Source organism: Nocardiopsis akebiae, from assembly GCF_018316795.1.
GTDB lineage: Bacteria > Actinomycetota > Actinomycetes > Streptosporangiales > Streptosporangiaceae > Nocardiopsis > Nocardiopsis dassonvillei.
Window position 1 is genome coordinate 5,826,604 of record NZ_CP074132.1, and the last position, 18,533, is coordinate 5,845,136.

16 protein-coding genes and 3 tRNA genes are annotated in these 18,533 nt (G+C 72.1%); 3 read left to right on the forward strand and 16 right to left on the reverse strand.

Annotated features, from left to right (window positions below):
* Nucleotides 1-35: 35 nt before the first annotated feature.
* From KGD83_RS24870 to KGD83_RS24880, 3 genes are read right to left on the reverse strand one after another with little or no spacing between them, the layout of a single operon-like run.
* Nucleotides 36-1,265: a trans-sulfuration enzyme family protein gene (locus tag KGD83_RS24870; RefSeq protein WP_212641419.1), complete on the reverse strand. Its 1,230-nt coding sequence runs from the start codon at nt 1,263-1,265 to the stop codon at nt 36-38.
* Nucleotides 1,266-1,276: 11 nt separating this feature from the next.
* A complete protein-coding gene (locus KGD83_RS24875; protein WP_212641420.1) occupies nt 1,277-2,332 on the reverse strand; it encodes an NAD(P)H-dependent glycerol-3-phosphate dehydrogenase in 1,056 nt (351 codons plus the stop codon).
* An 8-nt stretch (nt 2,333-2,340) separates the two neighbouring features.
* Nucleotides 2,341-3,186 carry a lysophospholipid acyltransferase family protein gene (locus KGD83_RS24880; protein WP_212641421.1) on the reverse strand — a complete coding sequence of 282 codons (846 nt, stop codon included), beginning with the start codon at nt 3,184-3,186 and terminating at the stop codon, nt 2,341-2,343.
* Nucleotides 3,187-3,354: 168 nt separating this feature from the next.
* Between KGD83_RS24880 and cofC the strand changes: the two genes are divergently transcribed.
* Nucleotides 3,355-4,047 carry a 2-phospho-L-lactate guanylyltransferase gene (gene cofC, locus KGD83_RS24885; protein ID WP_212641422.1) on the forward strand — a complete coding sequence of 231 codons (693 nt, stop codon included), beginning with the start codon at nt 3,355-3,357 and terminating at the stop codon, nt 4,045-4,047.
* A gap of 245 nt (nt 4,048-4,292) precedes the next feature.
* Here cofC and KGD83_RS24890 read toward each other — a convergent pair whose 3' ends face one another.
* From KGD83_RS24890 to leuC, 3 genes are all read right to left on the reverse strand, one after another.
* Nucleotides 4,293-4,574, reverse strand: a complete 282-nt coding sequence (locus tag KGD83_RS24890; protein WP_013151244.1) for an HU family DNA-binding protein — start codon at nt 4,572-4,574, stop codon at nt 4,293-4,295.
* A gap of 349 nt (nt 4,575-4,923) precedes the next feature.
* Nucleotides 4,924-5,520 (reverse strand): 3-isopropylmalate dehydratase small subunit, encoded by a 597-nt coding sequence (gene leuD / locus KGD83_RS24895; protein WP_212641423.1) that lies wholly within the window; start codon nt 5,518-5,520, stop codon nt 4,924-4,926.
* Nucleotides 5,521-5,545: 25 nt separating this feature from the next.
* Nucleotides 5,546-6,952, reverse strand: a complete 1,407-nt coding sequence (gene leuC / locus KGD83_RS24900) for a 3-isopropylmalate dehydratase large subunit (RefSeq protein WP_212641424.1) — start codon at nt 6,950-6,952, stop codon at nt 5,546-5,548.
* Nucleotides 6,953-7,105: 153 nt separating this feature from the next.
* On the opposite strand from leuC, the gene KGD83_RS24905 reads away from it, so the two are divergent.
* Nucleotides 7,106-7,792, forward strand: a complete 687-nt coding sequence (locus tag KGD83_RS24905; RefSeq protein WP_019608647.1) for an IclR family transcriptional regulator — start codon at nt 7,106-7,108, stop codon at nt 7,790-7,792.
* A 355-nt stretch (nt 7,793-8,147) separates the two neighbouring features.
* Here KGD83_RS24905 and KGD83_RS24910 read toward each other — a convergent pair whose 3' ends face one another.
* From KGD83_RS24910 to KGD83_RS24945, 8 genes are all read right to left on the reverse strand, one after another.
* Entirely contained in the window at nt 8,148-9,065 is a 918-nt protein-coding gene (locus tag KGD83_RS24910) for a helix-turn-helix transcriptional regulator (protein WP_212641425.1), read from the reverse strand.
* Nucleotides 9,066-9,254: 189 nt separating this feature from the next.
* Nucleotides 9,255-9,518 (reverse strand): hypothetical protein, encoded by a 264-nt coding sequence (locus tag KGD83_RS24915; RefSeq protein ID WP_212641426.1) that lies wholly within the window; start codon nt 9,516-9,518, stop codon nt 9,255-9,257.
* Nucleotides 9,519-9,749: 231 nt separating this feature from the next.
* Nucleotides 9,750-9,825: transfer RNA gene (locus KGD83_RS24920), tRNA-Glu, on the reverse strand.
* A 109-nt stretch (nt 9,826-9,934) separates the two neighbouring features.
* Nucleotides 9,935-10,007 (reverse strand) — tRNA-Glu (locus KGD83_RS24925).
* Between the two features lie 51 nt (nt 10,008-10,058).
* Nucleotides 10,059-10,130 (reverse strand) — tRNA-Gln (locus KGD83_RS24930).
* A 135-nt stretch (nt 10,131-10,265) separates the two neighbouring features.
* Nucleotides 10,266-11,711: a glutamate--tRNA ligase gene (gene gltX / locus KGD83_RS24935; RefSeq protein WP_212641427.1), complete on the reverse strand. Its 1,446-nt coding sequence runs from the start codon at nt 11,709-11,711 to the stop codon at nt 10,266-10,268.
* A 129-nt stretch (nt 11,712-11,840) separates the two neighbouring features.
* On the reverse strand, nt 11,841-12,866 hold the full coding sequence (locus KGD83_RS24940) for a GDSL-type esterase/lipase family protein (protein ID WP_212641428.1): 1,026 nt from the start codon (nt 12,864-12,866) through the stop codon (nt 11,841-11,843).
* Nucleotides 12,867-12,954: 88 nt separating this feature from the next.
* Entirely contained in the window at nt 12,955-13,755 is an 801-nt protein-coding gene (locus tag KGD83_RS24945) for a fumarylacetoacetate hydrolase family protein (protein ID WP_212641429.1), read from the reverse strand.
* A 334-nt stretch (nt 13,756-14,089) separates the two neighbouring features.
* Between KGD83_RS24945 and KGD83_RS24950 the strand changes: the two genes are divergently transcribed.
* Nucleotides 14,090-14,908, forward strand: a complete 819-nt coding sequence (locus tag KGD83_RS24950) for a DUF3152 domain-containing protein (RefSeq protein WP_212644598.1) — start codon at nt 14,090-14,092, stop codon at nt 14,906-14,908.
* A 206-nt stretch (nt 14,909-15,114) separates the two neighbouring features.
* On the opposite strand, the gene cimA is transcribed toward KGD83_RS24950, so the two are convergent.
* Complete coding sequence (gene cimA / locus KGD83_RS24955) at nt 15,115-16,725, reverse strand: citramalate synthase (protein ID WP_212641430.1); 1,611 nt, start codon at nt 16,723-16,725, stop codon at nt 15,115-15,117.
* Between the two features lie 451 nt (nt 16,726-17,176).
* Entirely contained in the window at nt 17,177-18,292 is a 1,116-nt protein-coding gene (locus tag KGD83_RS24960; RefSeq protein WP_212641431.1) for a branched-chain amino acid aminotransferase, read from the reverse strand.
* Between the last annotated feature and the right edge of the window lie 241 nt (nt 18,293-18,533).

Here is an 18,533-nt window from a genome sequence, read left to right on the forward strand (position 1 = left end):
GGTTGGAACCGGAGCGGGTGGAACCCCGCGGTGTGTCAGCTGTCCCCGCCGAGGGCCGCCAGGGCGTCCTCGACGAGGTCACGGGGGTCCTCCAGGCCGACGGAGAACCGTACCGCCCCCGGTGAGATGCCCGCGGCGGCCAGTTCCGGCTCGCTCATGCTGCGGTGCGACGTGGAGGCGACGTGTCCGGCGAGCGTGTGCGTGCCGCCCAGCGAGGCGGCGATGGTGGCCACGCGCAGCCGGTCGGCGAAGGCCATCCCGGCCTCGCGTCCGCCGCGCGGGTGCACGGTCACGACCGCGCCGTAGCGGCCCTGGTCGAACAGCTTGTCGGCGAGGGCCGACTGGGGGTGGGAGGCCAGCGAGGGGTGGTCGACCCGCTCCACCAGAGGATGGCCCTCCAGCGCCGCGGCGAGGGCCGCCGCGCTCTCGCACTGGCGCTGCACCCGCAGCGGCAGCGTCTCCAGCCCGCGGTGCAGCAGGTAGGCCTCGTCGGGGGCCAGGCAGGGGCCCAGGTCCACGCGCGCGGAACGGATGCGCGCGATCAGGTCGGGCGAGGCCACGGCCACGCCGCCGGTGGTGTCGCTGTGGCCTCCGATGTACTTGGTGGCCGAGTGCACGACCACGTCGGCGCCGTGCTCCAGGGGACGGCATACGGCCGGGGAGGCGAAGGTGGAGTCCACCACCAGGACGGCGCCGGCCTCGTGGGAGATCCGTGCCAGCTCGGGCAGGTCGGAGACGGTCATGGTGGGGTTGGACAGCGTCTCGGTGAACACCATCCGGGTGTCGGGTCCCACGGCGGCGCGCACGGCGTCGGGGTCGGTGATGTCCACGAAGTCGGTGCGCACGCCGAACCGGCGCAGCAGCCGGTCCAGCAGCGAGTGGGTGTTGCCGTAGATGGACTGCGAGGCCACCACATGGGATCCGGCCTCGGTCAGCGCCATGAACACCGTGCTGAGCGCGCCCATGCCCGAGGAGAAGGCCTGTCCGCGCACCGGACCCGGCACCCCGGCGCCCTCCAGGGCCGCGACGGCGTCGGCGAACGCGTCCACGGTGGGGCTGTCGATGCGCGCGTAGGAGTAGCCCTGTCGGGTGCCCGCCAGCACGTCCGCGTATTCCCGGGAGGTGTCGAACGCGTAGGTGGTGGCCCGGTGGACGGGCATGCGCATCGGGCGCTCGGCGGGAACCGGCGCCTGCGGGAGGGAGACCGCCCGCGTGTACTCGCCCTCGGCCCCGGCTCCCGCCGCGGACCCTGGTGTGTGTGACATCGTGCTCGCTCTCAGACCCCGTAGCGCTCCGGCTTGGCGCTGCGCGCCATGAAGGCGGCCAGCGCCTCGGCCGGGCTCAGGTCGTGGTGCATCATCTTGACGACGGCCTCGGTGATCGGCATGTCGACCCCGTGGGCCCATCCGAGTTCCAGGACGGATTCGGAGGACTTGACCCCCTCGGCCGTCTGCTTGGTCTCCGCGACGACCTGTTCGAGGGTTTTGCCAGCGCCCAGTTTCTCACCGAAGGTCCGGTTTCGCGACAGCGGCGACGAGCATGTCGCGACCAGGTCACCCATTCCGGCCAGGCCGGACAGGGTGTGCTCGTCCGCGCCCAGGGCCACGGCCAGGCGCGTGGTCTCGGCCAGGCCGCGGGTGATGAGGGACGCCTTGGTGTTGTCCCCGAAGCCCATGCCCTCGGCCACGCCGACGGCCAGGCCGATCACGTTCTTCATCGCGCCGCCGATCTCCACCCCGACCAGGTCGGTGCTGGTGTAGGGGCGGAAGTAGGCCGACTTGAACAGGTTCTGGAGCCGCACGGCCGTCGGCTCGTGCGGGCAGGCGACCACTGCGGTGGCGGGCTGCCGCTCGGCGATCTCACGGGCCAGGTTGGGGCCCGACACGACCGCGATGCGCTCCTCGGAGTACTCCAGGACCTCGGCGATGATCTGGCTCACCCGCATGCGGGTACCCAGTTCCACACCCTTCATGAGGCTGACGACCACCGCGTCCTCGCGCAGGTGGGGGCGCCAGTCCACGAGGTTGGCCCGCAGCGTCTGCGACGGCACCGCCAGCACCACCACGTCGGCCCCCGCCAGCGCCTTGGGGGCGTCGGCGGTGGCGCTCAGGCGCGGGTTGAGTGCGATCCCGGGGAAGTAGTCGGGGTTCTGCGAGGTCTCGTTGATCGCGTCGACCACCGAGGAGCGCCTTCCCCACAGGACGACCTCGGCGGCGGGGCCGTCCGGATGGCGTTGCCTGGCCAGGTCGGCCGCGTCCGCGATGATGTTGGCGAACACGGTGCCCCACGACCCCGCGCCGAGAACGGCGATCCTCACGTCGTCGGTACCCATCGGCTCCCTCATGCCCCCGCGCCGTTCCCGCCGTTGTCGCTCTTCGCCCCGGCCTGGTCGTCGGTCGGCGCCGTGCTGTCAGCCGCGGCGGGCGTGCCGCCGTCCACGGAGGGCCGCTCCCCGCTGCCGGCGGCCGCGGCCCGCGTCCTCCTGGGGTCGTAGGGGACCGCGGGCGGCTCCTCGCCGCGGATCCGCGCCTGGAGGGCGGTGATGTCGGCCATGATCGCCTCGGTGGCCTCCCGCAGGACCGTTCCGGTCAGCGGCTGGTCCCGGAACCGGGACAGGTCCACGGGCGGTCCGGCCAGGAACTCGACGCGCTTGCGCGGGAAAAGCCTGACCTTCTTGGTGCCGTAGGGCATGATGTGCTGTTCGCCCCAGTGCGCCACCGGGACCACGGGCACGCCCGTGGTGAGGGCCAGGCGCGCCACGCCGGTCTTGGCGGCCATCGGCCACAGGTTCGGGTCCCGGGTGCAGGTGCCCTCGGGGTAGAAGATCACCGAGGCCTCGTCCCGGGTGAGTGCCAGCTCGGCCTCGTGGAGCGCCTTGACGGCGTCGGTGCTGCCGCGCTTGACCGGGATCTGGCCGGTGCTCCTGGCCACCGCGCTGACCACGGGGATGCGCATGACCCCCTCCTTCATGGTGAAGGTCGGCCAGCGCCGGGCGCCGATGTAGAGGAAGTGGGCGACCGTGAGCGGGTCCGCCAGGGACAGGTGGTTGAGGGCGATGATCGCGCCGCCTCTGGCCGGGACGTGCTCGGTGCCCTTCCAGTCCGGCTTGGTCACGAACCACAGGACGAACCGGACGATCCGGGAGACGACCGCTTTCACCCACCGGGATTCTCGTTGCTTGGCCACGGGACTCCTCACTCCATCACTCCGGGCCCGTCGAGGCCGCACAGCACAACCGATTCAGTGTAGGGCGTGTTCGGCGGACGCGGCCCGTCGCGGGTGGCGCAGCCGACGGCTCCTCCCTGAACGCCTACCCTCGTCACTGTCGTGCCGTACCGACGTTCCGGAGGGACCGTGACCGGCTGTGGAGAGCAGGGCGGGGCGCCGTGCCCCGGGGCGCGCTGGTCCCTGGTCGTCCCGGTGAAGCGCCTCGGCCGCGCCAAGACGCGGCTGGCCCCGGCCGCTAGGGGGCGCCGCGAGGACCTGGCGCTGGCCATCGCCTGCGACACGGTGGCCGCGGCGCGGGCCTGCTCCGAGGTGGCGGCGGTGTTCGTGGTGACCGAGGACGCGCGCGCGGGCGCCGAACTGGCCCGGTCGGGCGCGGTGGTGGTGGGCGGCGAGCCCGGCACGGGGCTGAACCCGGCGCTGGAGCACGGGGCCGCCCTCGCGCGGCGGCGCATGCCCGGGCTCGGGGTGTGCGCCCTGTCCGCCGACCTGCCCGCGCTGCGCCCCGAGGAGCTGGAGCGGGTCCTGGCCGCGGCGGCCGGGCAGGGCCGCTCTTTCCTGCCGGACACTCCCGGCGTGGGGACGACGCTGTTCGCCGCCGCGCCCGGGCACCCGTTCACCCCGGCCTTCGAGGGGCCCTCGCGGGCCCGCCACCTGGCCGGGGGCGCCAGGGAGCTGGTGGTGCCGGACGTGGCGTCCGTGCGGCGCGACGTGGACACGTTCGAGGACCTGCGCGCCGCGGTCGCGCTGGGCGTGGGCCCCAGGACGCGCGGGCTGTGGGAGCTCGTGGGCGGCGGCCTGTGCCCCCAGAGCGCGCCCTGAGCCCTCCTGGCGCCCTTCCCCCACCCTCGTGGCGCCGCAGGGGCCTCGTGCGCCGCGTGTGCTCCCCATGAGCCTCACAAGGCCCTCAGGCACCCTCCTGGTGCTCCTCCTGAGCCACATGAACCCCATGCGCACCCTCTTGGCTCCCCCGCGCCCCATGAGCCTCACAGGGCCCACAAACGCGTTCCGCCCGGGCCCCTCGAAGGGGACCCGGGCGGACGGACCCGTCGCCGTGCGGTGGCGGGTTACTTCTTGTCGCCGTTGACCAGAGCCTTGAAGTCAGCGCCAGCGCGGAACTTCGGAACGAAGCTCGCGGGGACGTTGATGGTGGCGCCGGTGGCGGGGTTGCGGGCCGTGCGGGCCGCGCGCTCGGACTTCTCGAAAACGCCGAAGCCGGTGATGGCGACCTTGTCGCCCGACGCCACGGTGGCCTGAATGGTGTCAAGCACAGCGTTGACCGCTTCGGTCGCGGTCTTCTTGTCTCCGAGCCGATCGGAGATCGCGTCGATCAGGTCACGCTTGTTCATAAGGTTCCTCCGGTTCCCCCTTGCTCGCACGAAATTAGGGGAAGCAGAGGCCCTTACACAAATACAAACGCCTACGGGCAGGGCGTGTCGGGGCCATCCCCACCTGCGCGGCAGCTTCCGGGGGACTCCGGTCCAGACCGGAGACGCTCCCGGCTTCAGTCCCTTTTGACCCCTTCTGCGAGCCTCAAATGCCTACGTATAACCGGATTCCGGGCACGAAGCACGCTGGGCTTAAGGACGGAAGACCCGTAAGCGGACGCTCACAGCATGTAAAGGTAAAATATTTCTGGACCGGGGGTGTCCTGCGTCACACAGACCACGAAACCCCGGCCCAGAAGCCGATCAGTGTCTAGAGGGTCACCGGCAGCCAGGGCTTGCGGGTGCCCTCGAACTCCCCGATCTCGTCCGTGTGGCGCAGGGTCAGCGCGATGTCGTCCAGACCCTCCAGGAGCCGCCAGCGGGTGTAGTCGTCCAGTTCGAAGGACTCCCGCACGTCCGCCGCCGGCACCCGCACCTCGCGCTCGACCAGGTCCACGGTCACCTCGGTGGCGGGGTCGGCCTCGACGGCCGCCCAGACGCGGTCGATGACCTCCTGGGCCAGCAGGACCGTCAGCAGGCCGCCCTTGAGCGAGTTGCCGCGGAAGATGTCGGCGAAGCGCGAGGACAGCACCGTCTTGAAGCCGTAGTCCTGGAGCGCCCACACGGCGTGCTCGCGCGAGGAGCCCGTGCCGAAGTCCGGCCCGGCCACCAGTACGGACGCACCCTGGTACTCGGGGCGGTTGAGGACGAAGTCGGGGTCGGACTTGCGCCACTCGGCGAACAGGCCGTCCTCGAAGCCGGTCCGGCTGACCCGCTTGAGGTAGACGGCCGGGATGATCTGGTCGGTGTCGACGTTGCTCGCGCGCAGCGGCACGGCCCGACCGGTGTGGACGTCGAACTTCTCCATGAGAGGTCTCTCCTAACGGGGCGCGCTAGAGGGCGGCCAGGTCGGCGGGCGAGGACAGGGTGCCGCGCACCGCGGTGGCGGCGGCGACCTGCGGCGACACCAGGTGGGTGCGTCCACCGCGGCCCTGGCGGCCCTCGAAGTTGCGGTTGGAGGTGGAGGCGCTGCGCTCGCCGGGCTTGAGCTGGTCGGGGTTCATGCCCAGGCACATCGAGCAGCCCGCCTCGCGCCACTCGGCGCCGGCCTCCTCGAAGACCCGGCCCAGGCCCTCCTCGTTGGCCTGCTCCTTGACCCGCATGGAGCCGGGGACGACGAGCATGCGCACGCCCTCGGCCACCCTGCGGCCGCGGATGATCTCGGCGGCGGAGCGCAGGTCCTCGATGCGGCCGTTGGTGCACGAGCCCAGGAAGACGGTGTCCACCCTCACCTCGCGCATCGGCGTTCCGGCCGCGAGGTCCATGTAGGCCAGGGCCTTCTCGGCGGCGGCGCGGGCGGAGGGGTCCTCGAACGAGGCGGGGTCGGGCACGGAGGCGTCCAGCGGCACGCCCTGGCCGGGGTTGGTGCCCCAGGTGACGAACGGGCTGAGCTCGTCGGCGTCCAGCACGACCTCGGCGTCGAAGACCGCGCCCTCGTCGGTGCGCAGGCTCCTCCAGTGCTCGACCGCGGCGTCGAAGTCCTCACCCCGCGGCGCGTGCGCCCGGCCGCGGATGTAGTCGAACGTGGTCTGGTCCGGGGCGATCATCCCGGCGCGGGCGCCCGCCTCGATGGACATGTTGCACACGGTCATGCGGGCTTCCATGGACAGGGCCTCGATGGCCTCGCCCCGGTACTCGATGACGTAGCCCTGGCCGCCGCCGGTGCCGATCTTGGCGATGACCGCGAGGATGACGTCCTTGGCGGACACCCCCGGACGCAGCGTGCCGTTCACGGTGACGGCCATCGTCTTGAAGGGGGCCATCGGCAGGGTCTGGGTGGCCAGGACGTGCTCGACCTGGCTGGTGCCGATACCGAACGCCAGGGCGCCGAACGCGCCGTGGGTGCTGGTGTGGCTGTCGCCGCAGACGATGGTCATGCCCGGCTGGGTCAGGCCCAGCTGGGGGCCGACCACGTGAACCACGCCCTGCTCGATGTCGCCCATCGGGTGCAGCCGCACGCCGAAGTCGGAGCAGTTCTTGCGCAGCGTCTCGACCTGCTTGCGGGAGACCGGGTCGGCGATGGGGGCCAGCAGGTCCTGGGTGGGGACGTTGTGGTCCTCGGTGGCGATGGTCAGGTCCGGGCGGCGCACGGACCGGCCCGCCAGGCGCAGGCCCTCGAAGGCCTGCGGGCTGGTCACCTCGTGGACGAGGTGGAGGTCGATGTAGAGCAGGTCCGGCTCGCCGTCGGCACGTCGGACGACGTGCTCCTCCCAGACCTTCTCGGCCATCGTGCGTGCCATGGGCGATCGCCTCTCTCGTAATCGTCTCGGGCGCGTCTCGTGTGGAGCCCTGCGCGGACTGCGGCCTGACTTGCATTCCATATTTCGAGACGGCAATATCAAGCCATGGACAACTCTAGCTCATCCAGCGGCGTCGGTGTCCTGGACAAGACCATGTCCGTCCTCGACGCCCTGGAGTCGGGACCGGCGTCCCTGGCCCAGTTGGTACAGATCACCGGTCTGGCCCGGCCGACGGCCCACCGGCTGGCGGTGGCGCTGGAGCGCCACCGCATGGTCACCCGCGACAGCCAGGGGCGCTTCGTGCTGGGCCCGCGCCTGGGTGAGCTGTCGATAGCGACCGGCGAGGACCGGCTGCTGGCCGTGGCCTCCCCCGTCCTGGTGCAGCTGCGCGACCTGACCGGGGAGAGCGCGCAGCTCTACCGCCGCCAGGGCGACCTGCGGGTGTGCGTGGCCGCCTCCGAGCGCAGCAGCGGGCTGCGCGACACGGTTCCGGTCGGCAGCGAGTTGCCCATGAACGCCGGCTCGGCCGCCCAGGTACTGCTGGCCTGGGAGGACTCCGACCGGATCCGCCGCTCCCTGCTGGGGGCGCGGTTCACGGCGGCCAGCCTGGCCCAGGTGCGCCGCCGACGCTGGGCCCAGAGCGTGGCCGAGCGCGAGCAGGGCGTGGCGTCGGTGTCCGCGCCGGTGTCGGGTCCCGGCGGGCGCGTGATCGCCGCCGTGTCGGTGTCGGGCCCCATAGAGCGTCTGACCCGCTCCCCCGGCCGCATCCACTCCCAGGCGGTGCTGTCGGCGGCGGAGAAGATCAGCGAGTCCCTGCACAGCTACGAGGGCGCGCACTAGGAGTGCTCCGCGGAGGCCTTCGGATCAGCGAGCGGCCCCCGGGCGACCTCTCGCAAGACGGTTCGCGCGGGTCGGCCTGGTCGGCTTCCCAAGCGAAACCGGCGCGGCGGGAGGCAGCCCGGCGCTCGCGGAAGCACTGGAGCCGAAGGCTCTCCGTTGAGGGCGGCGGAGGACGAGGGGCGGGACCGAAACGATCCGGGGAACACGACCCAGCCGGGCGGCACCGCCCGTCGGGCCGCACGGGAGACGGTCCGCCGGGCGGGTGCCGGGGTGAAGCGCCCGGTGACGGTCCTCCGCCCGGGAGCGGGCGCGGGGCTCTCCCGTGGCGGCCCGCCGCCGGGGACCGGTCCCGTGCTCAGGCGCCGACGAGGTCCATCGGCGACCGCGCGGTGATGGGCGCGGTCTTGGTGGACGCGCCCTCCGACGCCACGGTGAACTCGCTCTCGGGCGACAGGGCGATCATCCCCAGCCAGTCGCGCACGGTCATCCCGGGCACCAGCTCGGTCGCGTCACCGCGCTCGCCCTCCCCGTCGACCATGACCAGGGCGTGGATGCGGTTGGTCACCGTGGCGAGCACGACCGGGTGCTCGAACGCCTCCAGCCTGCGGAAGACGTCCACCGCCTGGTCCCGGGGCGAGCAGACCAGCACCGTGTAACGGCCGCGGGCGTCGCGCACCCGCGGGTTCTTCACCAGGTAGTGGATGAACTCGCGCGTGGTACGGGCGTGCGCGGCCAGCAGCTTGGCCACCCGGCGCGCGTCGGGGCTGTTGGCGTGGCGGACCAGGGCGAGCTCGACCTTGCGCGAGGTCTGGAGCAGCCAGTCGATCTCGGACATCTCGGTCCGCGTGGGCCGGAGCTGACCGTCGTCCAGGCCGATCCCGCGCAGCCACGCGTTGACCTCGGACCACAGCCACACCAGGGAGCGGCCCACGGCCGCCTCGGGCGCGGGGAAGGGGACGCCGTCGTGGCGCTGCCCGCGGACCCATTGGTCGACGTTCTGCCTGCTACGGCCGGTGATCTCGGCGATGTCGGAGATCCCGACCAGCTCCCGGTCGAGGCGGACGATCCGCACACCGGGCACGGTCACGTGGACGCGCTCCACCAGCGACCTGGCCGCAGCGACCGCGTCCGGGCCGAGCGCGGCCACGGACAGGCGGAGGGATCCGTGCCAGGAGGAGACCAGGGCGTCGAAGCTCTCACTGAGTGCCTGGACGGTGTCGTGGTCGTCCAGGTCGAACCCGTCCACGACGAAGACGAACTCGTACTCGGCCATCGGCCTCGCCTTCCTCCGGAGCGTCCTCCGGTGTGCGCCGGTTCACCGGCCGCGGTCAACGGCCGCGGCCCCCGAACCGGGCGGGCTCCGCCCATCCGTTGGCAAACGTCAACACGAGGATAACCGGAACGGCCGGCCCCCACCACGGCCGGGGTTCTCCCGCACCGCCCGCGACCGGACGGACAGGCCTCACTCGCGGGGCCCGCCCGCGCCCCGCCGGGGATCGTCAGGGGGCATCGGGCAGCGCCGAGCCTCCTGGCGGATGCGGCGCGCGGCCCGACCGGAGTTGCGCGGCGTCCCGGGGACCTGGATGCGGGTGCAGCCGCAGTCGCAGTACAGACGACCCCAGTGTCCCTCCTGCCTCAGCACCCACCCCTGTTCACACAGGTCCTTGAGGACCTCGCGCAGCTCCTTGTCCTGGTGGTCGCCCGGACCGAGCTCACGGCCGGTCACGGCGCACCCGGGGGCGCCGGTCCGGTCCGGACGGCTGGGGGGAGGGGGTGGCTATTCATACGCTCCGACAGGGGTTGGGGGCCGGGGAACCGCGCCCGCCCAGTATCCCAGGGGCGCCACGGCATCGCGGACCCGCCTTCCGCGGCCCGGGACGGGCCCGCACGGCTCCGGAGGGCTCGCGGGACCGGAGAACACGAAAGGCCCCATCCTGGTGGATGGAGCCTCACCTGCTGGTACCCCCGAGCGGATTCGAACCGCCGTTACCGCCTTGAGAGGGCGGCGTCCTAGGCCACTAGACGACGGGGGCCGGACTGGTCCGGGCGGACCTCTACTACGATACCCGCCCCAACCGGACACCGGTGGCGTGCACCGGCCAGAAAGAAAGCCCCCACTTGGTGAGAGCTTCTCCCTCTGTGTACCCCCGAGCGGATTCGAACCGCCGTTACCGCCTTGAGAGGGCGGCGTCCTAGGCCACTAGACGACGGGGGCGCGCTTTCGGGTCTGCGACCCGGGCGATCAGCGACTCAGCGCTGACCTGCGCTGGGGTACCAGGACTCGAACCTAGACTAACTGAACCAGAATCAGTCGTGCTGCCGATTACACCATACCCCAGTGCTCTGGGAGGACCCGGTCCGCTTCCGCTTTCCCGTCCCCCTCGGCGACGTGGACAACTCTAGCGGACATTCGGAGTGGTCGCGAACCGGAATCGGGGCGGCCGGGCTGTGGCTCCGACCACCCCCGTCCGCCTCAGGACCCGGCGGGGTCCTGCTGCGCTTCCAGCTTCGCCAGGGCCGCGGACAGCCGCTCCTGGACGCGCTCGCGGCCGAGCAGCTCCAGCGACTCGAACAGCGGCAGGCCGACGGTGCGGCCGGTGACCGCGACGCGCACGGGGGCCTGCGCCTTGCCCAGCTTCAGGCCCAGCGAGGCGCCGGCCTCCTCGGTGGCGGCCTTGAGGTCCTCGGCGGCCCACGGCAGCTCCGGGTCGGCGAAGCGCGCCAGGGCGGCCTGGAGCATCTCCCGGCCCACGCCCGGCTTCATGGCCTTGGCCCAGCTCTTCTCGTCCTCCACGGGCTCGCGCAGGAAGAGGAAGTCCACGTTCGGCACGATCTCGCTGAGCACCGCCACGCGGCTCTGCGCGAGCGGGGCGACGGCGGCGAAGACCGCCGGGTCGTAGTCGGCCGGGTCCCACGGGGCCGCGTCGCCGGTCAGCCACGGTCGGCAGCGCTCGGCGAACTCCCCGGCGGAGAGCTCCCGGATGTACTCGCCGTTGAAGGCGCGCAGCTTCTTCTCGTCGAAGAAGGCGCTGGAGCTGTTGACGTCCTCGACCCGGAAGAGCGGCTGCATCTGCGACCAGGGCATGATCTCGCGGTCGTCGCCCGGCGCCCAGCCAAGCAGCATGAGGTAGTTGACCATCGCCTCCGGCAGGTAGCCCTCCTCCTGGTAGGACTCCAGGGCGACCTTGTCACGGCGTTTGGAGAGCTTCTTGCGCTGCTCGTTGACGATGACCGGCAGGTGGGCCCACACCGGCGGGGTCAGCCCCAGCGCCTCCCACAGGAGCTGCTGCTTGGGGGTGTTGGACAGGTGCTCCTCGCCGCGGACGACGTGGGTGATGCGCATCTCGACGTCGTCGACGACGTTGGCCAGCACGAACAGCGGCGAGCCGTCGGCGCGGGCGATCACGAAGTCCTCGATGGCGGAGTGCTCGAACTCCACACGGCCGCGGATCCGGTCGTCCACGACGGTGGGACCGCCCTCGGGCACGCGGAAGCGCAGGGCCCGGCCCGGGCCGGGCGCCAGGTTCCGGTCGCGGCAGAAGCCGTCGTAGCCCAGGTTGGGGTTGTCGCGCCGCTCCTGCACCTCCTCGCGGGTGCAGTCGCAGTAGTAGGCGCGGCCGTTCTTGTACAGCTCCTGCGCGGTCTCGCGGTGCTTGTCCGCGTACTCCGACTGGAAGTAGGGGCCCTCGAAGTGCGGGTCGTCCTCGCCGATGCCGAGCCAGGCCAGCGCGCGGATGATGCCCTCGGTCCACTCCGGGCGGTTGCGGGCGGCGTCGGTGTCCTCGACGCGCAGCACCATGCGGCCCTCGGGCCGCTGCTGTGCCAGCGCCCAGTTGAACAGCGCGGAGCGCGCGCCGCCGACGTGGAACATGCCCGTGGGGGACGGGGCGAAGCGGGTACGAATCGAAGTCTCAGTCACGCGCCCAGGGTATCCGCGCCGGGCGGGGGCCCGGGGGAACCCGCTGGTCCCCGCCGCGCGCACGGGGCCGCTCCCCCGGCCGGGGCCGGGCAAGTGCCAGGCGGGCGGGGCTGCGGGCGGCGCCCCGCCTCACTCCCCCGCGGAGGCCGTGGGGAGCGGGCGCGGGTAGGGGCGCCCGATCCCGTAGCCCTCCGCGAGGGCGTCGGCGAAGGCCGCGGCGATCTTGACCTCCCCGCGCGCGTTGGGGTGGGTGCCGTCGTAGGTGTCGGCTGCCGGGTCCCAGTCCTCGCCGCCCGCCACGTCCAGGCTGATCACCGGCGAACGCTCCGTGGACATGTCGGCGGCGACCTCGCGGATCAGGAGGTTGTAGGCGTACACGCGCAGGGCGAAGCCCTCGTCGGATTCGGCCAGGGCGATGGGCACGGTCTCGGCGAGCACGACGCGCAGGTGCGGGTTGGCCTCGCGCGCCGCCTCGACGTAGCCGCGCAGCCGGTACTCCATCTCCTCCATCGTGACCGGCCACAGCAGGTCGTTCACGCCGAGCATGACGCACAGCACGTCCGGGCGGTGGACGCGGACGTCCTCCCGGATGGAGGAGGAGGCGTCGCGCAGGGTGCGGCCCCACAGGGCGTTGTGGTCCTGGTCGAAGTCGGGGTCCCGGTACTCGGCGGTGTCCGGGTCGCCGTCAGCGCCTGGCCAGACGGTGCCGTCCTCGGGGAGCTGCTCGTCGGGGTCGGAGGGGTCCGCCCCGGGGACCGGCCCGCCGTCGCCGTCCTCCTGGTAGTCCTCGGCCGGGTCGCCGTCCGGGCTCGGCGTCACCTCGTCCTCGGTGGTGGGGACCGGCAGGATCATGTCCCGGCTCGCTGGGTCGCTGTAGGGGCCGACGAAGTCCAACTCCTCGACGTGCGGGGAGAGGTGGTTCCACAGGTGGTAGCGCCAGGTCCGGTCGCCGTTGGCGCCCTGGGTCATCGAGTCTCCCGCCAGCATGATGCGGTGCGGTTCGCTCACGGGTCCCCCTGTCGGTGTGCCGGTGCCGCCCTCGCCGCCGTCGGCGCGCGCGGCCGTCCAGTAGGCGGTGCCCGCGGCCAGGAGCACGAGGGCGAGCGCGCCGGCGAGGACGAGGGCACCGGTGCGGCGGCGTCGGGGGATCGTCAACGGACTGCCTTCCACTCGTGCGCGGGTCGGCGGCGCGGGCGCCGCCGACCCCTCGGGCCGCGCGGGATCGGCGCGCGGAGCCGGGCCCTCAGTCGCGGGCCACTACGCGGTTGGTGATGGTGCCCAACCGCTCCACCGTGACCGCGACCTCCTGGCCGACCTCGACCGGGCCCACCCCGGCGGGGGTTCCGGTGAGGACCACGTCACCGGGGAGCAGCGTCATGAAGGAGGTGACGTAGGCGATGATGTCCGGGATGTCGTGGATGAACTGCGACGTGCGCCCGTCCTGGCGGGTCTGGCCGTCCACGGTGGTGGTGACGGCCAGGTCCTGCGCCTCCTCGATGCTCATCCCGGTGGTGATCCAGGGGCCGATGGGGCAGAAGGAGTCGAAGCCCTTGGCCCGCGTCCACTGCTTGTCCTTCTTCTGGAGGTCGCGGGCGGTGACGTCGTTGGCGACGGTGTAGCCGAAGATGACGTCCTTGGCTCGCTCGCGCGGCACCTCGCGGCAGGGGCGGGAGATGACGATGGCCAGCTCGCCCTCGTAGTCCACCCGCTCGGAGACGGCGGGGCGGAAGATCGGGTCGCGGGGCCCGGTCACGGCGGTGGAGGGCTTGAGGAAGACGACGGGCTCGTCTGTGGACTCCCCCGTGACGTCCTTCATCTCCGCGACGTGGTCCGCGTAGTTCTTGCCGATGCAGACCACCTTGGTCGGCAGCACCGGTGACAGCAGCCGGACGTCGGAGAGCTCGGCCCGCTCCCCGGTCAGCTGGATGTCGCCGATGAGGGGGTGGCCGCTCAGCCGGGCGACGAACTCCTTTCCGGTGTCGGAATCCTTCTCTACAAGGCCGAATCCGACCTCGTCACCGGACGCTAACCGCGCGATGCGCACCTGATGCCTCCCAGCAGCCCTGTTGTCTCGCTTGCGGTTGAAGGGTATCGGCGCGGCGGGCGGCCGGGAGCGGACGGGACCCGTCCAGGGGGTCGAAGGACACATCCGGACCGCACCGTGGAAGGAACGGAAGCACACGGAAGCCGCGAAGGACCGCAGGACGTTCACGCCCTCCCACACCTGCTCTTCCCGGACACTGACTTGGCCTTTCCTTGGGCCGGACTCTGGCATGCTGGGTCCGTCGTCCGCCGTCGAGAGGCTGGTTCCCGTGCCCACGTCCGCTTCGCCCGGGGGTCGCCCCCGTGCCCGGCACCGCAAGCGCCGCCGGTACCCGATGGGTCTGGCGCTCGGTCTGTGCCTGGTCTCCGGCGCCTCCACCGTGCTCATGGTGAGCGTGCCCGGATACGGGCCCGACCTCGGCGACCCCGCCGAGACCTCCGCGTCCGGACCGGTGGGCGACGGGGTTCCCGAGGGGGGCGGCGACCGGAGCACCTCAGCGGAGGGCCGGGACTCGGCGGGCGGGGCCGCCGCGTCCGGCACGGAGCCCTCCGCCGACCCCGCCGAGCGGACCGAGGAGGAGACCCCGCTGCTGCTCCGCTCCGTGGAGGAGGAGGTCGAGAGCGCCGACGGCGAGTTCTCCGTGCTGGAGGGCGAGAGCGACGTCGTGGGCGGCGGCCCGGTGACCACCTTCGCCGTGGAGGTCGAGAAGGGGCTGCCCGGGGACTCCGAGGACTTCGCGGCCGCCGTGGAGGAGATCCTGGGCGATCCGCGCAGCTGGGGCGACGACGGCGAGCGAGCGATGCGGCGGGTGGACGGCGAGGACGCCGACGTCCGCGTGCTCCTGGCCGCCCCGGACACCGTGGACCGGCTGTGCGCCCCGCTGAACACCGACGGGTACGTGTCCTGCGCGAACGGGAACCGGGCGATCATCAACCAGAACCGCTGGGTGTCGGGCGTCCCCCACTTCGAGGACGACCTGGAGACCTACCGGATCTACCTGATCAACCACGAGGTGGGACACACCCTGGGCCACGGCCACGTGGACTGCCCCGGCGAGGGGGAGCCGGCCCCGGTGATGCAGCAGCAGACCCTGGGCCTCCAGGGGTGCGAGCCCAACGGCTGGGTCCACCCCGGGAACGGCTCCGAGGACTGAGGGTCCCGCCCGGAGGCCGTCCGTGCTTTTTCGGGCCGAACGCGAGCACTCGCTCTGTGACTCTCTGCATTCGACCGGAAACGAAAAGCGACATTCGGGCCGCCGGGAAGGGCGTCCGCGGCCGACGCGGGGGGCGGGGCGATGACCGCCCCGCCCCTCGCCCGCTTCCCGGCATCCGCGAGGCTCCCGTCCCCGGGTGCCTACGGTCAGTCCTGCGGGTACCCCTGGCGGAGGAGCCCGTAGGCGACGGCCTGTTCGAGGGCGACCCAGGACGCGTCGACGACGTTGGGCCCCACCCCCACCGTGGTCCACTCCCCCGACCCGTCGCCGAAGGTGACGAGGATGCGGGTGATGGCGTTGGTGCCGGAACTGCCCTCCAGGATGCGGACCTTGTAGTCGGTCAGCTCCAGCCCGGCGAGCGCGGTGTACACGCTCTCCATGGCGCTGCGCAGCGCCCGGTCGAGGGCGTTGACGGGACCGTTGCCCTCCGCGGTGGCGATCACGCGTTCGCCCTTGACCCGCAGCTTGACGGTGGCCTCGGTGAGGCTCTCGTAGTCGCTGGACAGCGGGCTGGAGCCGGCCCGTGGTCGGCGTTCGGTGATGACGCGCCAGGACTCGGTCTCGAAGTAGCGGACCGGCTGCCCGAGTTCCTCGCGCAGCAGCAGGTCCAGGGAGGCGTCGGCGGCCTCGAAGCTGTAGCCCGACAGCTCCAGGCCCTTGATCCGCTCCACGGCCCGCCCCGACAGGGCGCGGTCTCCGGACAGGTCCAGGCCCAGCTCCTTGGCCTTGAGTTCGATGGAGGCGCGCCCCGCCATGTCGGAGACGAGCATGCGCATGGTGTTGCCGACCAGCGCGGGGTCCGTGTGCTGGTACAGGTCGGGGTCGACCTTGATCGCGGAGGCGTGCAACCCCGCCTTGTGGGCGAAGGCCGACACCCCCACGTAGGGCTGGTGCGTGTCGGGGGTGAGGTTGACGATCTCGGCGACGGCGGTGGCCACGCGGGTCATCTCGGCCAGGCAGCCCTCGGGCAGGATCTCCTGGCCGCGCTTGAGCGTGAGCGCGCCGACCACGGAGAAGAGGTTGGCGTTGCCGACCCGCTCGCCGTAGCCGTTGGCGGTGCACTGCACGTGGGTGGCGCCCGCGTCCACGGCGGCGAGGGTGTTGGCGACGGCGCAGCCGGTGTCGTCCTGGGCGTGGATGCCCAGGCGTGCGCCGGTGGCCTCGCGGACCTCGGTGACGATGCGGGTGACGTCGGTGGGGAGCATGCCGCCGTTGGTGTCGCACAGAACGACGACGTCGGCGCCGGCACCGGCGGCGGCGCGGACCACGTCGAGCGCGTGGTCGGGGTTGTGGAGGTATCCGTCGAAGAAGTGCTCGCAGTCCACGAACACGCGTTGGCCGTGCTCGCGCAGGTGGGACACCGTGTCGGCGATCATGGCGAGGTTCTCGTCGAGGGTCGTGCGCAGCGCGCGCTCGACGTGCCGGTCGTCACTCTTGGCGACAAGGGTGACGACCGGTGCGCCGCTGTCGCGCAGGGCGGCCACCTGTGGGTCGTCGGCGGCCCGCACACCGGCACGGCGGGTCGCGCCGAACGCGGTGAGTTGCGCGTGTTCCAGCGTCAGCTCTCGTGAAGCCCGCTGGAAGAACTCGGTGTCCTTGGGGTTGGCCCCCGGCCACCCTCCCTCGATGAACGCCACCCCGAAGTCGTCCAGCAGCTTCGCGATGGCCAGCTTGTCGGAGACCCGCAGGTTGATCCCCTCTCGCTGGGCCCCGTCGCGCAGCGTGGTGTCGAAGACGTGGAAACTGTCGTCCCTCATGGGTGGAACTCCCGAAGGTGGATGCTGTGGTGTGGCCGACCGCGCCCCGCCAACAAAAAAGACCCCTCGTGGACACGAGAGGTCAGCGCGCTGGCGGCGTCCGATGGTCAGCCAGCGCGCCTCACGATAATGAGCACCTGAGACGGCATGAGGTCAGTGTGCCACACGGTGGCGGAGTTCTCGGTGCTCACCGGCAGATTGTCCCACTATTCGAGACGCTGGTTTCTCGCACCGGACATACCCGGCACCGCGCCGCAGGCTCCCCCGAGCACCGTCGTCCCGCGCGGACCGGTGCGGGCGGCGGTCCCGCACGCTGGGCGAAGGGTTCGGTGGCGGCCGACCCCGTCGGCCGTCGGCGGCTTGGGGCGCGGACGCGGAGGGCCCCGGAGGAGGAAGGGGAGGGAGGACCGGGGCGGGCCGCCCGGGAAGAGGACGACCCGCCGGGGCCGCCTCAGAACCGGGTGATCCAGCCGTGCTCGTCGGCGCGCAGACCCGTCTGGATGCCCACCAGCTCCTCGCGCAGGCGCATGGTGACCGGGCCCGGGGTGCCGTCTCCGACGGTGAACTCGCCGTCGTCGCCCTTGACCCGGCCGACGGGGGTGATGACGGCCGCGGTGCCGCAGGCGAACACCTCGGTGAGCTCGCCGGACTCGGCCGCCTCGCGCCACTCGTCGGTGGAGATGGGCGCTTCCTCGGCCGGGATGCCGAGGTCGGGGGCCAGGGTCAGCAGCGACTCGCGGGTGATGCCCGGCAGCAGGGTCCCGGTCAGCGGGGGCGTGCGCAGCCGCGCGTTCTCACCGGAGCCGAACACGAACCACAGGTTCATGCCGCCCATCTCCTCGACCCAGCGGTGCTCGCGGGCGTCGAGCCAGACCACCTGGTCGCAGCCCTGCTCCACCGCCTGCGCCTGGGCGAGGAAGCTCGCCGCGTAGTTGCCCGCGAACTTGGCCGCGCCCGTGCCGCCCGGAGCGGCGCGCGTGTAGTCCCTGGACAGCCACACCGTCACCGGCTGGACGCCGCCCGAGAAGTAGGAGCCGACCGGGGAGGCGATCAGCAGGTAGAGGTAGGAGCGGGACGGGTGGTTGACGCCCAGGCCGACGTCCGTGGCGACCATGAACGGGCGCAGGTACAGGCTGAAGCCCTCCCTGGTCGGCACCCAGTCGCCGTCGTGCTCCAGGAGGAGTTCGATCGACTTGAGGAAGAGCTCCTCGGGGAGCTCGGGCATCGCCATGCGCGCGGCGCTGCGGTTGAAGCGGGCCGCGTTGGACTCGGGGCGGAAGGAGGCGAACGAGCCGTCGGGGTGCCGGTAGGCCTTGAGTCCCTCGAAGATCTCCTGGGCGTAGTGGAGGGCGGCGGTGGCCGGGTCCAGGCTCAGCGGACCGTACGGCTCCAGCTTCGCGTCGTGCCACCCCTTCCCCTCGGTGTAGTGGATGCTCACCATGTGGTCGGTGAACACCCGGCCGAACCCGGGACTCTCCAGCAGTGCCTCTCGTTCCTGCGGGGTCTTCCGCCTGTCGGAGAGCTGGATGTCGAACGTCAACCCGCTTGTGGTGGTGTCGTTGTTCATGTTGTCGGTGGTCCTCTCGGGTGCATCAGGCCGGCAGCATCGCCGGCCTGGAATCTAGTCTGTCTGAAGAGCGCACCCGGTGCCAGAGCAGGAGTGACGCACGCGAGGGCGGCACCGCTCGGGGAGCGGTGCCGCGCGCGGACACGGCGAAGGGCGCGCTCGGTGACCCGGGCGCGCCCGTCGACGGTGGAGGTGGACCGTGCCGTCAGCCGCGCCGCAGGGAGGGAGGGCAGGGCTTCCG